The organism is Variovorax sp. efr-133-TYG-130 (assembly GCF_030208835.1).
GTDB lineage: Bacteria > Pseudomonadota > Gammaproteobacteria > Burkholderiales > Burkholderiaceae_C > Variovorax.
In genome coordinates, this window is sequence record NZ_JARVTD010000003.1 from 423912 (window position 1) to 442737 (window position 18826).

Below are 18826 nucleotides of genomic sequence, written 5' to 3' on the forward strand. Positions count from 1 at the left end.
CATGCGACGCCTGCCGACCTTCCGCCCTCCCGCCACCCCACTGGCGAGCCGCCGCAACCTGCTGGCGGCCGCCGGACTCGCCCTTGCACTGCCGAAGCTGGCGGGTGCACAGGCGCCCGCGCCCGCCGCGGCGCCTGCACCGAACACAGCCGCTACCTGCCATCCGGCAACAGACTGGGCCGCCTTCGCGGCGCGCCACATCCAGCCCGACGGCCGGGTGATCGACTTCAACACCGCGCAGCAGCAGTCCACCTCCGAAGGGCAGTCTTACGCGCTGTTCTTCGCGCTCGTGCACAACGACCGCGACATCTTCGCCCGCGTGCTGGCCTGGACCGAGGCCAACCTCGCCGGCGGCAGCCTCGCCAAGCAGCTGCCGGCCTGGCAATGGGGCCGCAAGCCCGAAGGCGGCTGGGGCGTGCTCGACCCGAATGCGGCGTCGGACTCCGACCTCTGGATCGCCTATGCGCTGATGGAGGCCGGCCGCCTCTGGAACGACAACCGCTACCGCACGCTCGGGCGCAGCCTGCTCGCGCTGGCGGTGCGCGACGACGTGATCTCGCTGCCCGGGCTCGGCCGCATGCTGCTGCCCTGGCCCAAGTCGGTAGCGAGCGGGCCGCTCTGGCGGCTCAACCCGAGCTACATGCCGCTGCAGCTGCTGCGCTATTTCCAGCAGGCCGACCCGAGCGGGCCGTGGCACGAAGTCACGGACAACACGCTGCGCATGTTCGGCAGCGTCACGCCCAAGGGTTTCGCGCCCGACTGGTGCGCCTGGTCGCAGGACGCCCGCGCCTTCGTGGCCGACCCGCAGAAGGGCGTCACCGGCAGCTACGACGCCATTCGCGTCTACCTCTGGGCGGGCATGCTGTCCGACAAGGACCCGGCCCGCAAGATGCTGCTGGCGCAACTGCGCGGCCCGCGGCTGCTGCTGGCCGACAAGCAGCCGGTGCCCGAGTACGTCGACACCGTGACCGGTGCGGTGCGCGGCATGGCGCCGCTGGGCTTTGCCGGCGCGATGCTGCCCTACCTCAAGGCGCTGGACGAAACCGAGGCGCTGGCCACGCAGGTCGCCCGCGTACCGGGCGGCCGTGCCGCCTTGCCGGCCGCGGCGACCTCCGGCGCGGCCGCCGCGGCGCCCCTGCCCTATTACGAGCAGGTGCTGCTGCTGTTCGGCCAGGCCTGGCTCGACGGCCGCTATGAATTCGGCCGCAACGGCCAACTGCAAACATCATGGAGAACGCTATGCCGTCCCAATCGACCGGCGTGAAGCCGAAGCGTCCCCCCTCCTTCCGCACCCAGCAATGGCTGGCCTGCATCGGCATGCTCGCGGCGCTCGGCACCGGCGGCCAGGCCTTCGCGCAGGCCGACGCCAGCGCCGCCCTCATCGAGCAAGGCAACTACTGGCAGGCCCAGGGCCGCGCCGACCTGGCCGAAGAGAGCTGGAAGAAACTGCTGAGCGTCAACCCGCAATCCGCCGACGCGATGTACGGCATGGCGCAGGTCGAGCTGTCGCGCAACAACGCCGAGCAGGTGCGGACCTGGACCAACCGCCTGCGCGCCGCGCATCCCAACGATCCCCGCGTCGCGCGCCTGCAGCAGCAGGCCCAGCAGCCCGGGCAGCAGGGCGGCACCTTGCAGCGCGCCCGCGCCGCCGCGCGTGCCGGACGCTCCGCCGAGGCGGTGGAGCTGTACCGCAGCCTGTTCGACAACCGGCCGCCGCCGGAGGCCGTGGCCCTGGAGTACTACCAGGCGCTGGCCAGCACGCCGCAAGGCATCGAAGAAGGCCGCAAGGGCCTCGAGCAGCTGGTGAAGGACCACCCGGAAAACGCCAACTACCGGCTCGCGCTCGCGCAGCAGAAGACCTACAGCGAACCGACGCGCCGCGCGGGCATCCGCGAACTGGTCGAGCTGGCCAAGCAGCCCGCCGTGGCCACCGCCGCGCGCGCCGCCTGGCGGCAGGCGCTGATCTGGCTCGACGCGCGCGCGCCCGACATCCCGCTCTACCAGGACTACCTGAGCAACAACCAGGCCGATGCCGCCGTGTCCGCGCGGCTTGAAACGCTCACCACCGCAAGGACCGCCGCGGCGAATGCGCCCGACGTGCCGGTGGGCGAAGGCTTCAAGGCGCTGGAACGCGGCGACCCGGCCACCGCCGAGCAGCGCTTCCAGCAGGCGCTGCGCACCAAGGCCGACGACACCGAGGCGCTCGGCGGCCTGGGCCTGGTGCGGATGCGCCAGGAGCGCTTTGCCGAAGCGCAGGAGCTGCTGGAGCGCGCCGTGCGCGGCGGCGCCACCAAGTGGAACTCGGCGCTGCAAAGCGCCAACTACTGGGTGCTGGTCGGGCAGGCGCGCGCCGCCCAGGGCAAGAACGACCTGCGCGGTGCGCAGTCGCTGTATGAACGCGCCGTGCGCATCGACCCGCGCGAACCCGTGGGCCAGAACGCATTGGCCGACCTGCGCGCCGCCGCCGGCGACTTCGCGCAGGCCGAGCAGGGCTACAAGCGCGTGCTCGAGAGCAGGCCGCAGAACACGCAGGCGCTGCGCGGGCTGATCTCGGTGTACGGGCAGACCGGCCGCCCCGACGAGGCGCTGGCGCTGTCGCGCCGCCTCACGCCCGAGCAGGCCACGCAGTTGGGCGGCCTGCGCGACATCCAGGTCGAGCAGGCGCGCAACCGCGCCCGCCAGCAGGCGGATGCCGGCGACGCGGCCGGCGCCCAGCGCACGCTCGAAGACGCGATGCTCGCGGCGCCCGACAGCCCCTGGGTGCGGCTCGACCTCGCGAACATCTACCGCAAGCAGGGCATGGTCTCCGAAGCGCGCGGCGTGATGGAAGGGCTGCTGATGTCGCAGCCCGACATGCCCGACGCGCTGTACGCCAGCGCCCTGCTCGCCTCCGAAACCGGCGATTCGGCCGCCGGCATCCAGTACCTCGAACGCATCCCCGCCGGCTCGCGCACCCGCGACATGGCGACGCTGCAACGCCGCCTGTGGGCGCAGTCGCAGGCCGCCCGTGCGCAGGCACTCGCGCGGCAAGGCCAGGTCGACGCCGCGCGCGGCGTGCTCGCCCAGGCCGAATCGGCACTGAGCGCGGACATGCCGGCCGAACTGTGGGGCCAGCTCGCAGGCGCCTACGCCGAGATCGGCGACGCGCCGCGCGCACTGGCCATGAGCCGTCAGCTGCTCGCACGCTCGCCCACGCCGAGCACCGGCGACCGGCTGCTGTATGCGTCGGTGCTGCTCAAGACGAAGCAGGACATCGAACTGTCCGCCGTGCTGCGCCAGCTTGCCGGCGTCAACATGACGGCCAGCCAGCGCAACGACTTCGACAGCCTGCGCATCGCCTTTGCGCTGCGCCAGACCGACGCCCTGCGCGAAGCCGGCAACCTCGAGGCCGCCTACAACGCGATGGCCCCGGTGCTGGCCGAGCGCCCGAACGACCCGCAGGCGATGGCCGCGCTGGCCCGCCTGTATTCGGCGGCGCGCGACGAAGGCCAGGCGCTGGCGCTGTACCAGCGCATCCTGCAGCGCAACCCGACCGACCTCGACACGCTGCTGGCCGCCGCCGCCAGTGCCAGCGCGCAGCGCGAGCACGGCGAGGCCGAGAACTACGTGATGGCCGCGCTGAAGCAGGCACCCGACCAGTCGCGCGTGCTGGCCGCCGCCGGTCGCGTCTACCGCAACGCGGGCGAAAGCCGCAAGGCCGAGCAGTACTTGCGCGCCGCGGTCGAAGCCGAACGGCAGGTCGCCTCGACCGGCTTCGCGGGAGCGGGCGGAGCGCCTTCGCAGATGCCGCCCGCCAACCCGTTCGCAGGCATGACCGGCGGCGCGCCGAGCGCGGCCGTGCCGGCCGGCTATCCGGCCGCCGGCGGCAATCCCTTCGCGCAGGCACGCTCGCAACCCGTCTCCTACCCGGTCGCGGCGAATGCGGCTTACCCCGCTTACCCTGCAGCGGGCTACCCTGCCGGTGCCTATCCCGCCGCCTACCCGGCAGCCCCGATGGCGGCAGCACCGGGTGCGCTGCCCTGGGGCGCCGCGCCCGCCGCAACATCGAACACCAAGGGCCGCGCCGCCACCACGCGCACCGCGCGCAACAGCAAGGCCGCCAACAACACGCCGCAGGCTTCCGCCTACATGGCGCAGCCGGGCGGGCAGCAGGTCTACATTCCGCAGGCGCAGCCTGCCGGCTATCCGCAGCAGCAGGCCGGCTATCCCGCGCCGGGCTATCCGCCGGCCGCCTATCCGTCGGCCAACGCGGCCTATGCGCAAGCCAACACGCCGCTGCCGCGCAGCGAGCCGAGCTGGAACGCGCCGCTGCGCGCGGCGCCCGCACCGGCAAGCTCGCTGCAGTCGGAGCTGCAGGACCTGGAAGCACAGCGCGCGGTGAGCCTCACCGCGGGCACGGTGTACCGCAGCCGCGCGGGCGAAGCGGGCCTGAGCCAGCTCTCCGACTTCCAGCTGCCGATCCAGGCACGCTTCCCGGTGGGCGAAGGCAAGATCGTCGTCGGCGTCACGCCGACGGTGGTCGACGCCGGCACGCCCTCTTCCGCCTACTCCACCGCCAGCCGCTTCGGCGGCGGCCCCACGGCCTTCTACAACTCGATCGCCAGCCAGACCACGCCGGGCCAGCAGAACGCCGCGGGCGTCGGCCTGAACGTGGGCTACGAGGGCAAGAACTTCGAGGGCGGCATCGGCACCACGCCGCTGGGCTTCCCGACCACCAACGTGGTCGGCAACGCGACCTTCAAGGGCAGCTTCGGCGACTCCTGGACCTACAAGGCCGACATCTCCCGCCGCGCGGTGACCGACAGCGTGCTGTCCTTCGCCGGCGCGAAGGACGGGCGCACCGGCGAACGCTGGGGCGGCGTTGTTGCCACCGGCGTGCGCGGCGACATCGGCTACGACGACGGCACCTACGGCATCTACAGCTACCTGGCGGCGCACAGCCTCACCGGCAAGAACGTGGCGAGCAACTCGCGCGTGGAAACCGGCGGCGGCGCCTACCTGCACCTGCTGGACAGCCCCAGCTCCAAGCTCACGCTGGGCATGAACATCGGGCTGATGGGCTACCAGAAGAACCTGAGCTACTACACCTTCGGGCAAGGCGGCTACTTCAGCCCGCAGAGCTTCGTGAGCGTGGCCTTCCCGGTCGACTGGACTGGCCGCGCGAACCGGTTCTCGTGGCGCGTGAACGCCTCGCTGGGCGTGCAGTCGTTCACCCAGAAATCGTCGCCCTACTTCCCCACCGACCCCTCGCGCAACACCGATGCGCAGCGCGTGGCGGACGCGGCCCTGGCGCTGGGGCTGAGCAGCTCGGCATACAACGGCATTTATCCGAGCAGTTCGAAGACCGGCCTGGCCTACAACTTCGGCGCGGTGCTGGAGTACCAGCTGGCGCCGAAGATGTTCCTGGGCGGCGCGCTGGGCTTCAACAACGCGCAGAACTACCGCCAGTTCACCGGCAGCATGTACCTGCGCTATGTGTTCGGCGGCTCCAGCAACCTGGGCGTGCCGAGCCTCGGCGGCGGAACCTCGCTGAGCCCGATGGTCTCGCCCTACACGCCGCTGCTGTAAGAGGAAGAAAGCCCGCGGCTCAGGCCGTGGGCGGTTCCGCGAGCGGCGCGGGCACCGGTTCGTCGGGGGTCGTGTCACGGCCCCACAGGGGCGCGCTCTCGTAGGCGGCGACCCATTTCACGATGTCCTTGGCGGCCATCGGCATGGCGATGCCGTAGCCCTGGGCCAGCGTGCAGCCCATGGCGAGCAGCGCTTCGCCCTGCTTCACGGTTTCCACGCCCTCGGCCACCGCCGTGAGCCCCAGCGCATGCAGCAGCGCCAGGATGCCCTGCACGATGGCCCGGTCCTGCGCGTTGTCGAGCATGCCGCGCACGAAGGACTGGTCGATCTTCACGGCCGACACCGGCAGCTGGCGCAGGTAGGTCAGCGACGAATAGCCGGTGCCGAAGTCGTCGATGGTCACGCCCACGCCCAGCGCCTTGCAGGCCTCGACGAACAGCGCCACGTTGGCGAACTGGCTGATCGCCGTGGTCTCGAGGATCTCCAGTTCGAGCATGCCCGCGCCCAGCTTGGGAAACTGCGAGAGATGGCGCGCGAGGCGGTCGACGAAGTCCCAGCGCATCATGTGGCGCGGCGCCACGTTCACGCTGACCGACACCTGCAGGCCCGCCAGGCGCCACTGGTGCGCCTGCCACAAGGCCGTGGCGATGGCCCAGTCGCCGACCTGCTCGACCAGCGCGTCGTCCTCGATGAGCGGCACGAACTGGATCGGCGGCAGCAGGCCGCGCTCGGGGTGCTGCCAGCGGATGAGCGCCTCGACGCCGACGACCTCGCCCCGGCGCATGTCGACCTTCGGCTGGTAGACCAGGAAGAACTCGCCCTGCAGCAGCCCCTCTTGAATGCGCTGGCGCTCGCGCACCACCTGCTCGTCGGCACGTGCCTGGGGGGCGTCGAAATAGTGCACCTTGCCGTCGGCCGCGCGCTTGGCGAAGAAGGCCGCGTGCTGCGCCTGGCGCAAGGCGATCTCGGGTGGCGGCCCGTTGCTGTCGAGCATCATCGCGCCGATGCTGGCGTCGATGCTCGCCGTCTGGTCGCGCCAGGTCCAGGGTTCGGCCAGCGCGTTCTGGATGCGTTCGAGCACCTGCGCGCATTGCGAGGTGCCCAGGCCGGCGAACACGGCGGCGAATTCGTCGCCGCCCACCCGGGCCATGACGCTCTCGCGCGGCAGCTGGGCCTTGATGCGGCGCGCGACCTCTTCGAGCGCCGCATTGCCGGCAATCATGCCGAGGCGGTCGTTGAGTTCCGCGAAGCGATCGACGTCGAGATAGCACACGGCCGCGAGACGCTTGCCCGCACGTGCCCAATCGTCCATCAGGGGACGCAGCACTTCATCTGGCGGAAGGCGTGCCGAGCCGTCGTAATGCGACGGCAGAGAGACGGGAGGTTGCTTGATCGACAAAAGACTGTGGCTCCGGAAAGTCGCGGGCTATTGTTCTCCCAATTCTGGCTATTCGGCGCGTTGGAGCGCGGATTTGTGACAGCCGCTGTGTGCGCACAACACATGTGCATGCAAAAAAGGGCTTTATCTTCGCGCCTAACCGCAATAAGCACCCGCCACGCGGCCGCCCGGCTCCACCTGGATGTTGAGCCGCGTGGCGTCCTGGGCCGGATCGGGGGATTCGGCGGGCGGCACGGTCCGGGCCATCCGGGCACCTGCGCGCTGGCGCATTTCCTCGACCAGCAACGGCGACACGCGCAGTCCCAGGCCGAAGCGCGCGGCGGCGGCCTGGCAGGTCTCGGGCGGCGGCGCGAAGCCCGGCGGCTCGGGAACGTCGGAGGTCAGCGGCCTGTCGGCCGGCGGTGACTGGCATCCGGCGAGCGCAAACACAAGGGTGGCCAGGGCGAGGCACCTGCCATTCGTCATATGCATTGATTTCCTCCAGGAACTCCGGGAATCGGGGAGCGGGCTGTTCTGCGGCAGAGGTTAAGCCAGCGGGCAGCAAGGCATCAACTAATTCGCATGGCCGTCGCCGGGCCTTGGCCGCCAGGCGTATGCTGGATGCGACGCGCCAATCGACGGCCGCCGCCCGCACACCCCATGACACAGCCTCCGTCCACCGTTTTCCTGATCGACGTCGACAACACCCTGCTCGACAACGACCGCGTCATCGCCGACCTGCACGCCCACCTCGAGGAAAACTTCGGCGCCGAAAGCTCCGCGCGCTACTGGGACGCCCTCGAGGCCCTGCGCACCGAGCTCGGCTATGTCGACTACCTGGGCGCGCTGCAGCGCTACCGGGCCGAAGAAAGCCGACGCGGCATGAGCGACTCGCGGCTGCTGCTGATATCTGGCTTCCTGATCGACTACCCGTTCGCCGAGCGCCTCTACCCGGGCGCGCTCGACGCGCTGAAACACCTGCGCCGGCATGGTCCCACGGTGATACTGTCCGACGGCGACGTGGTGTTCCAGCCGCGCAAGGTACAGCGCTCGGGCCTGTGGGACGCCACCGACGGCCGCGTGCTGATCTACGTGCACAAGGAAGAAATGCTCGACGCCGTCGCGCAAAGCCACCCTGCCGGGCGCTACGTGATGATCGACGACAAGCTGCGCATTCTCTCGGCCATGAAAGCCGTCTGGGGGAACCGTCTGACGACGGTCTTCGTGCGGCAGGGACACTATGCGCTGGATGCGCAGGCCATCGCCGCCTACGCTCCCGCCGACATCACCATCGAACGCATCGGCGACCTGATCAACTTCGACTTTCCATCGACATGAGCCAAGCCACCAATCCCCTCGCGGGCCAGCCCGCACCGCTCGACCTGCTGGTCAATGTGCCGCGCCTGATCTCGGCCTACTACACCGGCCGGCCCGACCCGTCCGTGCCGGCCCAGCGCGTGGCCTTCGGCACCTCGGGCCATCGCGGTTCGTCCTTCGACAACGCGTTCAACGAATGGCACGTGCTGGCCATCAGCCAGGCGATATGCGACTACCGCAGGCAGAAAGGCATCGACGGACCGCTGTTCCTGGGCATCGACACGCATGCGCTGTCGACGCCGGCGTTCAACAGCGCGGTGGAAGTGCTGGCGGCCAACGGCGTCGAGCTGATGATCTCCAAGGACGACGAGTACACGCCCACGCCGGCCGTCTCGCACGCCATCCTGGTCTACAACCGCGGGCGCACCGCGGGGCTCGCCGACGGCATCGTCATCACGCCCTCGCACAACCCGCCGGAGAGCGGCGGCTTCAAGTACAACCCGCCCAACGGCGGCCCGGCCGGCACCGACATCACCTCGGCCGTCGAAGCCGCGGCCAACACGATGCTGGCGAACAACCTCGAAGGCGTGAAGCGCCTGCCGCTCGCGCAGGCCCTGCGCGCCGACACCACCCACCGGCACGACTACCTCAACACCTACGTCGAAGACCTGGCGCAGGTGCTCGACATGGACGCCATCCGCGGCGTCAACATCGACCTGGGCGTCGATCCGCTGGGCGGCGCGGGCGTGCACTACTGGCCGGCGATCGCCGAGCGCTACAAGCTGTCCCGCCTGAACGTGCTGAGCCAGGAGGTCGACCCCACCTTCCGCTTCATGTCGCTCGACTGGGACGGCCGCATCCGCATGGATCCGTCCTCGCCCGACGCGATGCACAAGCTGATCGCGCTCAAAGACCGGTTCGGCATCGCCTTTGCCTGCGACACCGACCATGACCGCCACGGCGTCGTCGCCGGCAGCACCGGATTGATGCAGCCGAACAGCTACCTCGCGGTGATGATCGACTACCTCTACACGCACCGCCCGCAATGGCCCGCCCAAGCCGCCGTCGGCAAGACGGTGGTGAGCAGCCAGATGATCGACCGCGTCGCCGCGCGGCTGGGCCGCAAGCTGTACGAGGTGCCGGTGGGCTTCAAGTGGTTCGTCGACGGGCTGGTCGATGCGTCGCTGGCCTTCGGCGGCGAGGAAAGCGCGGGCGCGACCTTCCTGCGCAAGGACGGCTCGGTATGGACCACCGACAAGGACGGCATGGTGCCCGCCCTGCTCTCCGCCGAGATCGCCGCGCGCACGGGGCGCGACCCCGGCGAACGCTATGCCGAGCTGACGCAGGCGCTGGGCCAGCCGGTGTCCGACCGCGTGGATGCGGCGGCCACCGTCGAGCAGAAGAAGCGGCTGTCCAGCCTCTCGCCCGCGCAGATCAAGTCGACCGAACTGGCGGGCGACAAGATCGTCGACGTGCTCAGCCACGCTCCCGGCAATGGCGCGGCCATCGGCGGCGTGAAGGTGGTGACCGCGAACGGCTGGTTCGCGGCCCGGCCTTCGGGCACGGAGAACATCTACAAGATCTACGGCGAGAGCTTCAAGGGCACGGAGCACCTCGCGCGCATTCTCGAAGAAGCGCAGAAGGTGGTCGACGGAGCACTGTCGGGGGGCTGAGGGCGTGCAGACGCTGGTGCTGCGGCTGAACCCCGGCGACGACCTGCGCGCGTCGCTCGATCTCGCGCTGAAGCACGGCGGCGGCGAGGCGGCGTTCGTGGTCTCCGGCATCGGCAGCCTGAGCGGCGCGAGCATCCGCTTTGCGGGCGCGGCGAATGCCAACCGCATCGAGGGCGACCTGGAAATCCTCACGCTGGCGGGCAGCCTGTCGCCGGACGGCTCGCACCTGCACGTCAGCGTGGCGGACGCCGAGGGACGTGTCTTCGGCGGACATGCCGCGCCGGGCTGCACGGTGCGCACGACCGCCGAGATACTGGTCGCGTGGCTGCCCCAATGGCACTTCGCCCGCGCGCACGATCCGGCCACGGGCTACGCCGAACTCGCGCCACGCCCCAAGGCTTGAACACCGGGTTCAGCCGGCGAGTTCTTCCACCCGCAGCGTCGTCACCGTGCCGACACCGGCCGCGTGCTCCTGCAGCGCATGCACCGCGAGGTCCACGGTGCCCTGCGTCGCCGGTCCGGTCAACACCAGCACCTGCGGGCCCTGGCCAGGCCGTTCGGCTGCCAGCGCCACCTGCCGCACCGGCACCTTCTGCTCGCCGAGGCAAGCCGTGACCGCCTGGATCTGGCTGGCCGCCCGCACCGGCACGCGCAGATAGTGCAATGTGTCGACGGCCGCGCGCGGCAGCACCTGCAGGGCATTCGTCGCATGCGCATGGAAGCCCAGGTGCGGCACGTGCTGCGCGGCAGCGACGCCGTCGAGCCGCGCCACGTCCACCAGGTCGGCGATCACGGCCGATGCGGTCTGCTCGGAGCCCGCGCCGGCGCCGTAGTACATCGTGAGGCCGGCCGCATCGCTCTTGACCATGACGGCGTTCATCGAGCCCTTCACCTGCGCCATCAGGTGGTCCGCGGGAACGAGCGCGGGCTGCACGCGCAGCTCGACGCCGGCGGCACGCCGGTGCGCGACACCCAGCAGCTTGATGCGAAAGCCGAGCTGCTCGGCGCAGGCCACGTCGATGCCCTGCAGGCCGCTGATGCCCTCGACCTGCGCATCGGCAAACCGCAGCGGCATGCCGAAGGCGTTGGCGGCGAGCAGCGTGAGCTTGTGGGCGGCGTCGATGCCCTCGATGTCGAAGGTCGGGTCGGCCTCCGCATAGCCCAGCGCCTGCGCCTGCGCGAGCGCGGCGGCAAAGTCCAGGCCCTCGTCGCGCATCTTGCTCAGGATGAAGTTGGTGGTGCCGTTGATGATGCCCGCCACCCACTCGATGCGATTGGCCGCCAGCCCCTCGCGCAGCGCCTTGACGATCGGGATGCTCACGGCCACCGCGCCTTCGTAGGCCACCACCACGCCCTGCTCGCGCGCGGCCGCGAAGATGCGGGCGCCGTGCACCGCCAGCAGCGCCTTGTTGGCGGTGACCACGTGCTTGCCGTGTGCGATGGCGGCCAGCACCCAGTCGAGCGCCGGACCGGTGCCGCCGGCCACTTCGACGACCACGTCGACCTCGGGATGCGTGGCGACCTGCATCGGGTCGGCCGTGAGGGGAACGCTCCCTCCCACGACGCCCGCGGCGCGATCGAGATTGCGCGCCGCGACGATCACCAGCTCGATCGCCCGGCCGGCGCGGGCAGCGATCTCCGCCTGGTTGCGGGCCAGCACCCGGAAGGTGCCCGAGCCCACGGTGCCGATGCCGATCATCCCCACGCGCAGGGTACGGGTGACGGCCGGGCGGCTGTCGTGCAGGGGCTCGAGGGATTCAACGGGATCGCGGTACATGGACATCTCCAGACGAAAAAACAAAACCCAGCTGCCAGAGCTGGGTTCATTCGTTCGGGGGAGAGAGCGATACACCAGGTGGCTGCCGGAACGGCCACCTGCGCGTGCTCAGGTGGCCGCGGTGGTAATGGTGGTAATCATTCGAGCAACAACCATCGCCTGCGCGGAGGCAGGCGGCATCATGCGAGCCATCAGGGCTGCGCTGGATGCGGGGATGAAGTTATGGCTCGGCATGAAGGGCCGGAGTGTACCGCAGCCCGACGGCGCCCGGCTCAGGAAGCGGCCGACAGGCGCTTTTCGAGCCACACGCTGTAGCGCGAGAGCCCGAAACACAGCACCCAGTAGACGGCCGCAATGAACAGGTAGCCCTCGAGGTAGAAAGGCCGCCAGGTCGGGTCGCCGCCCAGCGCCAGGCCCAGCGCGCCGGTCAGCTCGAACAGCCCGACCACGGTGACCAGCGAGGTGTCTTTCAATGTGCCGACCACGCTGTTGGTCAGCGCCGGTACCACCAGCCGCAGCGCCTGCGGCAGCACGATGTCGCGCTGCACCGGCCAGCGGCCGAAGCCCAGCGCCATCGCCACTTCGGTCTGCCCGCGCGGCACCGCCTGCAGGCCGCCGCGGATGATCTCGGCCAGATACGCCGCAACGAACAGCGTGAGGCCCGCGAGCACGCGCACCAGCACGTCGGGCTGCCAGCCGGCCGGCCACAGCAGCGGCAGCAGGAACGACGCCATGAACAGCACCGAGATCAGCGGCACGCCGCGCACCAGTTCGATGTAGCTCGCGCTCAGCGTGCGCACCACCGGCCAGCCCGAACGGCGACCCAAAGCCAGCAGCAGCGCAAGCGGAAATGCCAGCGCCAGCCCGACCACCGCCAGCCCGATGGTCAGCGGCAGCCCGCCCCAGCGGCTGGTCGGTACGCCGCTGAGCCCCAGCACGCCGCCCCGCATGAGCAGCACGAAGAGCAGCAGCGCGACCAGCCACAGCGGCGCCAGCCACCAGCGCCAGCTGCGCGGCCAGGCACTGAGCACGGTCACCGCCGACAGCACGACCACCGCGATCGCCGGGCGCCATTGCTCTTCATACGGAAAGCGCCCGAACAGCATCGGCCGCCACTTCTCGGCCACCACGCCCCAGCAGGCGCCGTGCTGCACGGCGCGGCAGGCTTCGGCGTCGGGCCGGAACACCGCATGCACGATGCCCCATTCGACGACATGGAAGCCGCCCCACGCCAGCAGCGCGAGCAGCAGCACCGTTGCCAGAGCGCGCGGCGGCGAACCCCAGAGTTCGCTGCGCCACGCGATGGGCCCCTGCGCGGCGTTCCTCATCGCCAGCCTCGCAATGCGACGCGCGCGTTGTAGCGGTTCATGCCGAAGGAAATCAGCAGCGACAGCAGCAGGTAGACCGCCATGATGATCGCGATGCACTCGAAGGCCCGGCCGTTCGAGCCGATGGTGGTGTTGGCCACCGACACCAGCTCCGGATAGCCCACGGCCACCGCGAGCGACGAGTTCTTGGTCAGGCTCAGCAACTGGTTGGTCAGCGAAGGCACGATCACCCGCAGCGCCTGCGGCAGGATCACGATGCGCAGTTGCTGCCCGGAAGACAGGCCCAGCGCCTGCCCCGCCAGCATCTGGCCCTGCGGAACCGAGAGGATGCCGGCACGCACGATTTCCGCCACGAAGGCGGCCGAATAGAAGGTCAGCCCGGCGACGATGGTCACGTATTCCGGGCTCAGCGCGGCACCGCCGCTCACGCCGAAGTCGCCGCGCTCCGGCCATTCGAAATGCGTCGGCCACCAGCCGCCTTCGGCCGCCACCGGCCAGGGCACGCTGAGCCCGCCCTTGCTGAGCCACACGCCGGGCAGCAGATGCACTGGCTCGGTCGGGTCGGGCAGCAGGTTCGCCATCGCGAAGGCCAGCATCAGCAGCTGCACCAGCAGCGGCACGTTGCGCAGCAGTTCCACGTACGCGGTGCAGATGCCGCGCAGCAGCACATGCGGCGCGAGACGGCCGATGCCGATCAGCGTGCCGAGCACCACCGAAAAGATGGCCGCCGGCACCGCCGCGCGCACCGTGTTGATCAGCCCCGCGAGAAAGGCGCGCCAGAACGGCTGGCTCGCGTCGAAGTCGAGCCAGCCCTCGCTGATGGAAAAGCCCGCGGGCTCGGTCAGGAAGTCGAAGCCCGAACGAACGCCGCGCGCGCGGAGCACCTCGAGCGCGTGGTGCACCACCCAGACGGCACCGGCCGCCACGGCCAGCACCAGCGCGGCCTGCACCGCCCAGGCCAGCCAGACGCCGCGGCGCGACGTCCCGCCCTTCATCGAACCGGAGGTGCGTAAATGAGGCCGCCCTTGCTCCAGAGGTTGTTGGAGCCGCGCGGCAGCTTCAGAACCGACTTCGGCCCGACGTTGCGCTCGAACATCTCGCCGTAGTTGCCCACGGCCTTGATGGCGCGGAACGACCAGTCCTTGTCCAGGCCCAGCAGCTTGCCGAGGTCTTCACCGGTGCCGACCAGGCGCTGCTGCGCCGGGTCCTTGCTGTTGGCCTTGAGCTCGTCGGCATTGGCCTGGGTGACGCCGGCCTCCTCGGCTTCGATGAGCGCGTTGGGCACCCACTTGGCGATGGCGAACCACTCGTCGTCGCCGCGGCGCACCAGCGGCGCCAGCGGTTCCTTGGAGATCAGCTCGGGCAGGATGATGTAGTCGTCGGGGTTCGGCGCTTCCTTGTTGCGCAGTCCGGCCAGCGCCGAGGCGTCGGTCGTGAAGGCCTGGCAGCGGCCGGAGAAGAAGGCCTTGAACGAGGCCTCGAAGCTCTCGAACACCACCGTCTTGACCGGGATGCCCTGCGCGCGGAAGTAGTCCGACACGTTCTTCTCGTTGGTGGTGCCCGACTGGGTGCAGATGGTTGCGTTCTTGAGCTGCTTGGCGCTCGTCACCTTGAGCTTCTTCGGCACCAGGAAGCCCTGGCCGTCGTAGTAGGTGATGGTGGTGAAGTTGAAGCCCAGCGAGGCGTCGCGCGTGAGCGTCCAGGTGGTGTTGCGCGCGAGGATGTCGATCTCGCCGGCCTGCAGGGCCGAGAAGCGCTGCTGCGAATTGAGCGGCACGAAGTCGACCTTCTTGCCGTCGCCGAGCACGGCCGCGGCGATGGCGCGGCAGGTGTCCACGTCCAGGCCCGACCAGTTGCCCTGCGTGTCCGGTGCCGAAAAGCCGGCCACCCCGTTGGTCACGCCGCACTTGACGGTGCCGCGCTGCTTGACCGCGTCGAGCGTCTTGCCTGCGAAGGCTGGCGCGGCGGCCGCGAAGGCGATGACGGAGGCGGCGGCAAGCAGCGCCGGGCGGAATCGATTGTTCATTGGTGTTCTCCTCAACAGTAAGCAAAAGGCAGTGTACGGGGCGTCGCCGGACTCTGCCAAAGAACTCCGGGTTGGATCCATATGTGTCCGGAAGCGACGCAGGTTCACTACCATACGGCCCTCGAATCACTTCATCTGGAACCTACTCAAATGGTCAAATCCGACGATACCGGCAAGTTCATCCTGCGCGTTTCGCTTGGCGTCCTGATCCTGCTGCACGGCATTGCCAAGCTGCAGGGCGGCGTCGGCTTCATCTCGGGCATGCTGGCCCAGCACGGGCTTCCCGGCGCGCTGGCCTACCTGGTCTACATCGGTGAAGTGGTGGCGCCGGTGCTGCTGATCATCGGCCTGTACACGCGCCCTGCCGCCTGGATCGTGGCCATCAACATGCTGGTGGCCTTTGCGCTGGTCCACATGAAGGACCTGACCTCACTCGGCAAGCAAGGCGGCTGGGCGCTGGAACTGCAAGGCATGTTCCTGTTTGCAGCACTCGCCGTCGCCTTCATGGGCGGCGGCCGTTTCGCCCTGAGCAGCAAGTACAACTAGGCTTCAATCGTCGTCATTGGCATCGAGGCCTGGAAACAGGACCTCGGTGTAGCCGAAGCGCGAGAAATCGCGCACCCGCATCGGGTACAGCTTGCCCAGCAGGTGGTCGACTTCGTGCTGGACCACGCGCGCGTGGAAGCCGGTGGCAACGCGATCGATCGCGTCTCCATACGGATCGAACCCGGTGTAGCGGATATTGGCGAAGCGCGGCACCACGCCTCGCAGGCCCGGCACCGAGAGACAACCTTCCCAGCCCTCTTCTTCCTCGTCGTTCAGGGGCGTGATGACGGGGTTGAGCAGCACCGTGCGGGGCACCGGAGGCGCGTCGGGGTAGCGGGGGTTGACGATGTCGGTACCGAAGATCACGAGCTGCTGGTCGACGCCGATCTGCGGCGCCGCGAGACCCGCGCCGTTGACGGCATGCATGGTCTCGAACATGTCGCGCACCAGCAGGTGCAGTTCGTCGGTATCGAAGGCGGCCACCGGCTGCGCGATGCGCAGCAGCCGGGGGTCGCCCATTTTCAGGATTTCGCGGATGGCCATGGCGGGATTATCGCGACAGCCCCGCGACCTTCGCGCGCCACGGGATCAATCAAGGAGGCGTGGTGCCCTTCTGGTCCGGTGAAGTCCAGAGACGCGCATTGGGGTTTCGCCCGGGAGCCGAGGGAGCCACTGCAGGCGGCGCCACGCCCGGACGCCCGCCACCCCAAACTGGCGGCGGCGGTCGCCCGCCTCCGGGATAACCCGGACGCACCGCAGGATAGGCAGGCCGGTTGTAGTAGGGACGGTCGCGGTAGTACGGCCGGCGGCTTTCGTAGTAGCCGCCACCGTTGATGTAGACAGGCGCCGGCGCCACGACCACGGGCGCAGGCTCGCTGTAGTAAGGCCCCGACGAATACCCCGACGAATAGCCGCCCCCGTAGTAGGGATCGCCCGGCACGCCCACACAGCCGGTCAGCAGCGCAACGCCGCCAAGCGCAATGCAGGCACCAAGAACACGAATTTTTTGCATGAGGGACTCCTTGTGGCCTTTCAGTTTTCTTTCAACGCCAGGTTGTAGCCCCTGTTGACTGCGCTCCGATGAAGTCGGGTAACGACCGGTAAGGAGAACCTGAAGCCGGGTCTCAATCCGCAGCGCCGCGGGCCAGGATTTCCAGCATGCGCGCCTCGTCGATCACCTCGACCCCGATCTCCCGTGCCTTGTCGAGCTTGCTGCCCGCTTCTTCGCCCGCAACCAGGTAGTGGGTCTTCTTGCTGACGGAGCCGGCCACCTTCGCACCGGCTGCTTCCAATTTATCCTTCGCGTCGTCCCGGCTCAGCGTAGGAAGGGTACCGGTGATGACGAAGGTCAGGCCCGCCAACGGCTTGGGCGCGCGGGCCGCGGACTCGCCCTCTTCCCATGTCAGGCCGCAGGCTCGCAGTTGCTCGACCACCTCGCGGTTGTGAGGCTGGTCGAAGAAGGTGCGCAGGCTCTGGGCGACCACCGGGCCCACGTCGTTCACCTCGAGCAGTTGCTCCTCGGTCGCGTCCATGATGCCGTCGAGCTTGCCGAAGTGCTTGGCCAGGTCCTTGGCCGTGCTCTCGCCCACATGGCGGATGCCCAGGCCGAACAGGAAGCGCGGCAGCGTGGTCTTCTTCGATGCCTCGAGCGCATCGACCAGGTTCTTGGCCGATTTCTCGGCCATGCGGTCCAGCCCGGCCAGCGTGGTGAAGCCGAGCTTGTAGAGATCGGGCAAGGTGCGGATCAGGTTCGCGTCGACCAGTTGCTCCACCAGCTTGTCGCCCAGCCCGTCGATGTCGACCGCGCGCCGCGCCGCGAAATGCAGGATGGCTTCCTTGCGCTGCGCCGCGCAGAACAGGCCGCCGGTGCAGCGGTAATCGACCTCGCCTTCCTCGCGCACCGCCTCCGAACCGCACACCGGGCACTTGTGCGGCATGGTGAACAGCGGGCCGCGCTGATCGTCGGGCTTGGCGAGGCTCTCGGGCACCACGCCGACCACCTCGGGAATCACGTCGCCGGCGCGGCGCACGATGACGGTGTCGCCCACCCGCACGTCCTTGCGGCGGGCCTCGTCCTCGTTGTGCAGCGTGGCGTTGGTCACTGTCACGCCGCCGACGAACACCGGCGCCAGCTTGGCCACCGGCGTCAGCTTGCCGGTGCGCCCGACCTGGATCTCGATGCCGAGCACCTCGGTCAACTGCTCCTGCGCCGGGTACTTGTGGGCCACGGCCCAGCGCGGCTCGCGCGTGACGAAGCCCAGCTGGCGCTGCAGCTCGATGCTGTCGACCTTGTAGACCACGCCGTCGATGTCGTAGGGCAAGGCGTCACGCTGGCGGCCGATGTTCTCGTGGAAGGCGATCAGCTCGATCGCGCCCGTGGCCCGTGCCGTCTGCCGGGCGACCGGGAAGCCCCAGGCCCTGAACTGCGCCAGCCAGTCGAACTGGGTCGGGCAATCGGGTCCGCCTTCGCTCGCCGGCGTGACCTCGCCCAGCCCGTAGGCAAAGAAGCTCAGTGGCCGCGCCGCGGCAATGGCCGGGTCGAGCTGGCGCACCGCGCCGGCAGCCGCGTTGCGCGGGTTGACGAAGACCTTCTCGTTTTTCTGCCCTGCCGCGATCTTCTCGCGCTGGCGCTCGTTGAGCGCGTCGAAATCGGCGCGCTTCATGTAGACCTCGCCGCGCACCTCGACCACCGGCGGCGCCTTGCCGTCGAGGCGCAGCGGAATCTCGCGCACCGTGCGGATGTTCTGCGTCACGTCTTCGCCGACCTCGCCGTCGCCGCGCGTGGCGGCCTGCACCAGCACGCCGTTCTCGTAGCGCAGGTTCATGGCCAGACCGTCGAACTTCAGTTCGCACACGTACGCCACCTGGGGCCCGTCCTCGGCCAGGCCGAGTTCCTTGCGCACGCGCGCATCGAAGGCGCTGGCGCCCGCGGGGGTGATGTCGGTCTCGGTGCGGATCGACAGCATCGGCACCTTGTGGCGCACCTTGGTGAAGCCGTCGAGCACCTTGCCGCCCACGCGCTGCGTGGGCGAGTCGGCCGTGCGCAGGTCGGGGTACTCGGCCTCGATGGCCTGCAGGCGCTGGAACAGCTTGTCGTACTCGGCGTCCGGCAGTTCGGGCGCGTCGAGCACGTAGTAGAGGTGGGCGTGCCGGTGGAGCTGTTCGCTCAGTGCGGCGGCTTCGCGTGCCGCTTCGTCGCGCGATGTCATGGGT

Annotated in this window: 15 protein-coding genes; 6 read left to right on the forward strand and 9 right to left on the reverse strand. The window is 69.5% G+C overall.

The window, feature by feature from the left end:
* Window position 1 precedes the first annotated feature (1 nt).
* Together bcsZ and QRN67_RS04025 are read left to right on the forward strand one after the other, a co-directional pair.
* Complete coding sequence (gene bcsZ, locus QRN67_RS04020; RefSeq protein WP_285410624.1) at window positions 2-1264, forward strand: cellulose synthase complex periplasmic endoglucanase BcsZ; 1263 nt, start codon at window positions 2-4, stop codon at window positions 1262-1264.
* Window positions 1240-5568, forward strand: a complete 4329-nt coding sequence (locus QRN67_RS04025) for a cellulose synthase subunit BcsC-related outer membrane protein (protein ID WP_285410626.1) — start codon at window positions 1240-1242, stop codon at window positions 5566-5568. The genes bcsZ and QRN67_RS04025 overlap by 25 nt, the downstream gene beginning before the upstream one ends.
* Window positions 5569-5587: 19 nt before the next feature.
* Here QRN67_RS04025 and QRN67_RS04030 read toward each other — a convergent pair whose 3' ends face one another.
* On the reverse strand, window positions 5588-6880 hold the full coding sequence (locus QRN67_RS04030) for a putative bifunctional diguanylate cyclase/phosphodiesterase (RefSeq protein ID WP_234382557.1): 1293 nt from the start codon (window positions 6878-6880) through the stop codon (window positions 5588-5590).
* A 222-nt stretch (window positions 6881-7102) separates the two neighbouring features.
* On the reverse strand, window positions 7103-7438 hold the full coding sequence (locus tag QRN67_RS04035) for a hypothetical protein (protein ID WP_106934408.1): 336 nt from the start codon (window positions 7436-7438) through the stop codon (window positions 7103-7105).
* A gap of 168 nt (window positions 7439-7606) precedes the next feature.
* Here QRN67_RS04035 and QRN67_RS04040 point away from each other — a divergent pair, with 168 nt between their 5' ends.
* The 3 genes from QRN67_RS04040 to QRN67_RS04050 are packed head-to-tail and all read left to right on the forward strand — an operon-like array spanning window position 7607 to window position 10339.
* Window positions 7607-8284: an HAD family hydrolase gene (locus QRN67_RS04040; protein ID WP_285410628.1), complete on the forward strand. Its 678-nt coding sequence runs from the start codon at window positions 7607-7609 to the stop codon at window positions 8282-8284.
* Window positions 8281-9936 (forward strand): phosphoglucomutase (alpha-D-glucose-1,6-bisphosphate-dependent), encoded by a 1656-nt coding sequence (gene pgm / locus QRN67_RS04045; protein WP_285410630.1) that lies wholly within the window; start codon window positions 8281-8283, stop codon window positions 9934-9936. Before QRN67_RS04040 ends, pgm begins: the two co-directional genes overlap by 4 nt.
* A 4-nt stretch (window positions 9937-9940) precedes the next feature.
* Entirely contained in the window at window positions 9941-10339 is a 399-nt protein-coding gene (locus QRN67_RS04050) for a PPC domain-containing DNA-binding protein (RefSeq protein WP_285410631.1), read from the forward strand.
* Between the two features lie 9 nt (window positions 10340-10348).
* Here QRN67_RS04050 and QRN67_RS04055 read toward each other — a convergent pair whose 3' ends face one another.
* From QRN67_RS04055 to QRN67_RS04070, 4 genes are all read right to left on the reverse strand, one after another.
* A complete protein-coding gene (locus tag QRN67_RS04055; RefSeq protein ID WP_285410634.1) occupies window positions 10349-11713 on the reverse strand; it encodes a homoserine dehydrogenase in 1365 nt (454 codons plus the stop codon).
* Between the two features lie 272 nt (window positions 11714-11985).
* A complete protein-coding gene (locus QRN67_RS04060) occupies window positions 11986-13041 on the reverse strand; it encodes an amino acid ABC transporter permease (RefSeq protein WP_285410636.1) in 1056 nt (351 codons plus the stop codon).
* Window positions 13038-14036, reverse strand: a complete 999-nt coding sequence (locus tag QRN67_RS04065) for an amino acid ABC transporter permease (RefSeq protein ID WP_285410638.1) — start codon at window positions 14034-14036, stop codon at window positions 13038-13040. The genes QRN67_RS04060 and QRN67_RS04065 overlap by 4 nt, the downstream gene beginning before the upstream one ends.
* Window positions 14033-15067 carry an amino acid ABC transporter substrate-binding protein gene (locus QRN67_RS04070; RefSeq protein WP_081269414.1) on the reverse strand — a complete coding sequence of 345 codons (1035 nt, stop codon included), beginning with the start codon at window positions 15065-15067 and terminating at the stop codon, window positions 14033-14035. The genes QRN67_RS04065 and QRN67_RS04070 overlap by 4 nt, the downstream gene beginning before the upstream one ends.
* Window positions 15068-15217: 150 nt before the next feature.
* On the opposite strand from QRN67_RS04070, the gene QRN67_RS04075 reads away from it, so the two are divergent.
* Window positions 15218-15613, forward strand: a complete 396-nt coding sequence (locus QRN67_RS04075) for a DoxX family protein (RefSeq protein ID WP_081269413.1) — start codon at window positions 15218-15220, stop codon at window positions 15611-15613.
* 3 nt (window positions 15614-15616) lie between these two features.
* Here the strand turns inward: QRN67_RS04075 and def are convergent, their stop codons facing one another.
* The 3 genes from def to ligA form a co-directional block, all read right to left on the reverse strand.
* Window positions 15617-16156 carry a peptide deformylase gene (gene def, locus QRN67_RS04080; RefSeq protein WP_285410640.1) on the reverse strand — a complete coding sequence of 180 codons (540 nt, stop codon included), beginning with the start codon at window positions 16154-16156 and terminating at the stop codon, window positions 15617-15619.
* 49 nt (window positions 16157-16205) lie between these two features.
* Window positions 16206-16625 carry a hypothetical protein gene (locus QRN67_RS04085; RefSeq protein WP_285410642.1) on the reverse strand — a complete coding sequence of 140 codons (420 nt, stop codon included), beginning with the start codon at window positions 16623-16625 and terminating at the stop codon, window positions 16206-16208.
* Between the two features lie 112 nt (window positions 16626-16737).
* Window positions 16738-18822, reverse strand: a complete 2085-nt coding sequence (gene ligA, locus QRN67_RS04090; RefSeq protein ID WP_285410644.1) for an NAD-dependent DNA ligase LigA — start codon at window positions 18820-18822, stop codon at window positions 16738-16740.
* Window positions 18823-18826: the final 4 nt, after the last annotated feature.

What these genes read in the sequence shown, in the direction of transcription:
- bcsZ (WP_285410624.1), top strand. Translation starts at nt 2, where the DNA reads ATGCGACGCCTGCCGACCTTCCGCCCTCCCGCCACCCCACTGGCGAGC.
- QRN67_RS04025 (WP_285410626.1), top strand. Translation starts at nt 1,240, where the DNA reads ATGCCGTCCCAATCGACCGGCGTGAAGCCGAAGCGTCCCCCCTCCTTC.
- QRN67_RS04030 (WP_234382557.1), bottom strand. Translation starts at nt 6,880, where the DNA reads ATGGACGATTGGGCACGTGCGGGCAAGCGTCTCGCGGCCGTGTGCTAT.
- QRN67_RS04035 (WP_106934408.1), bottom strand. Translation starts at nt 7,438, where the DNA reads ATGCATATGACGAATGGCAGGTGCCTCGCCCTGGCCACCCTTGTGTTT.
- QRN67_RS04040 (WP_285410628.1), top strand. Translation starts at nt 7,607, where the DNA reads ATGACACAGCCTCCGTCCACCGTTTTCCTGATCGACGTCGACAACACC.
- pgm (WP_285410630.1), top strand. Translation starts at nt 8,281, where the DNA reads ATGAGCCAAGCCACCAATCCCCTCGCGGGCCAGCCCGCACCGCTCGAC.
- QRN67_RS04055 (WP_285410634.1), bottom strand. Translation starts at nt 11,713, where the DNA reads ATGTACCGCGATCCCGTTGAATCCCTCGAGCCCCTGCACGACAGCCGC.
- QRN67_RS04060 (WP_285410636.1), bottom strand. Translation starts at nt 13,041, where the DNA reads ATGAGGAACGCCGCGCAGGGGCCCATCGCGTGGCGCAGCGAACTCTGG.
- QRN67_RS04065 (WP_285410638.1), bottom strand. Translation starts at nt 14,036, where the DNA reads ATGAAGGGCGGGACGTCGCGCCGCGGCGTCTGGCTGGCCTGGGCGGTG.
- QRN67_RS04070 (WP_081269414.1), bottom strand. Translation starts at nt 15,067, where the DNA reads ATGAACAATCGATTCCGCCCGGCGCTGCTTGCCGCCGCCTCCGTCATC.
- QRN67_RS04075 (WP_081269413.1), top strand. Translation starts at nt 15,218, where the DNA reads ATGGTCAAATCCGACGATACCGGCAAGTTCATCCTGCGCGTTTCGCTT.
- def (WP_285410640.1), bottom strand. Translation starts at nt 16,156, where the DNA reads ATGGCCATCCGCGAAATCCTGAAAATGGGCGACCCCCGGCTGCTGCGC.
- QRN67_RS04085 (WP_285410642.1), bottom strand. Translation starts at nt 16,625, where the DNA reads ATGCAAAAAATTCGTGTTCTTGGTGCCTGCATTGCGCTTGGCGGCGTT.
- ligA (WP_285410644.1), bottom strand. Translation starts at nt 18,822, where the DNA reads ATGACATCGCGCGACGAAGCGGCACGCGAAGCCGCCGCACTGAGCGAA.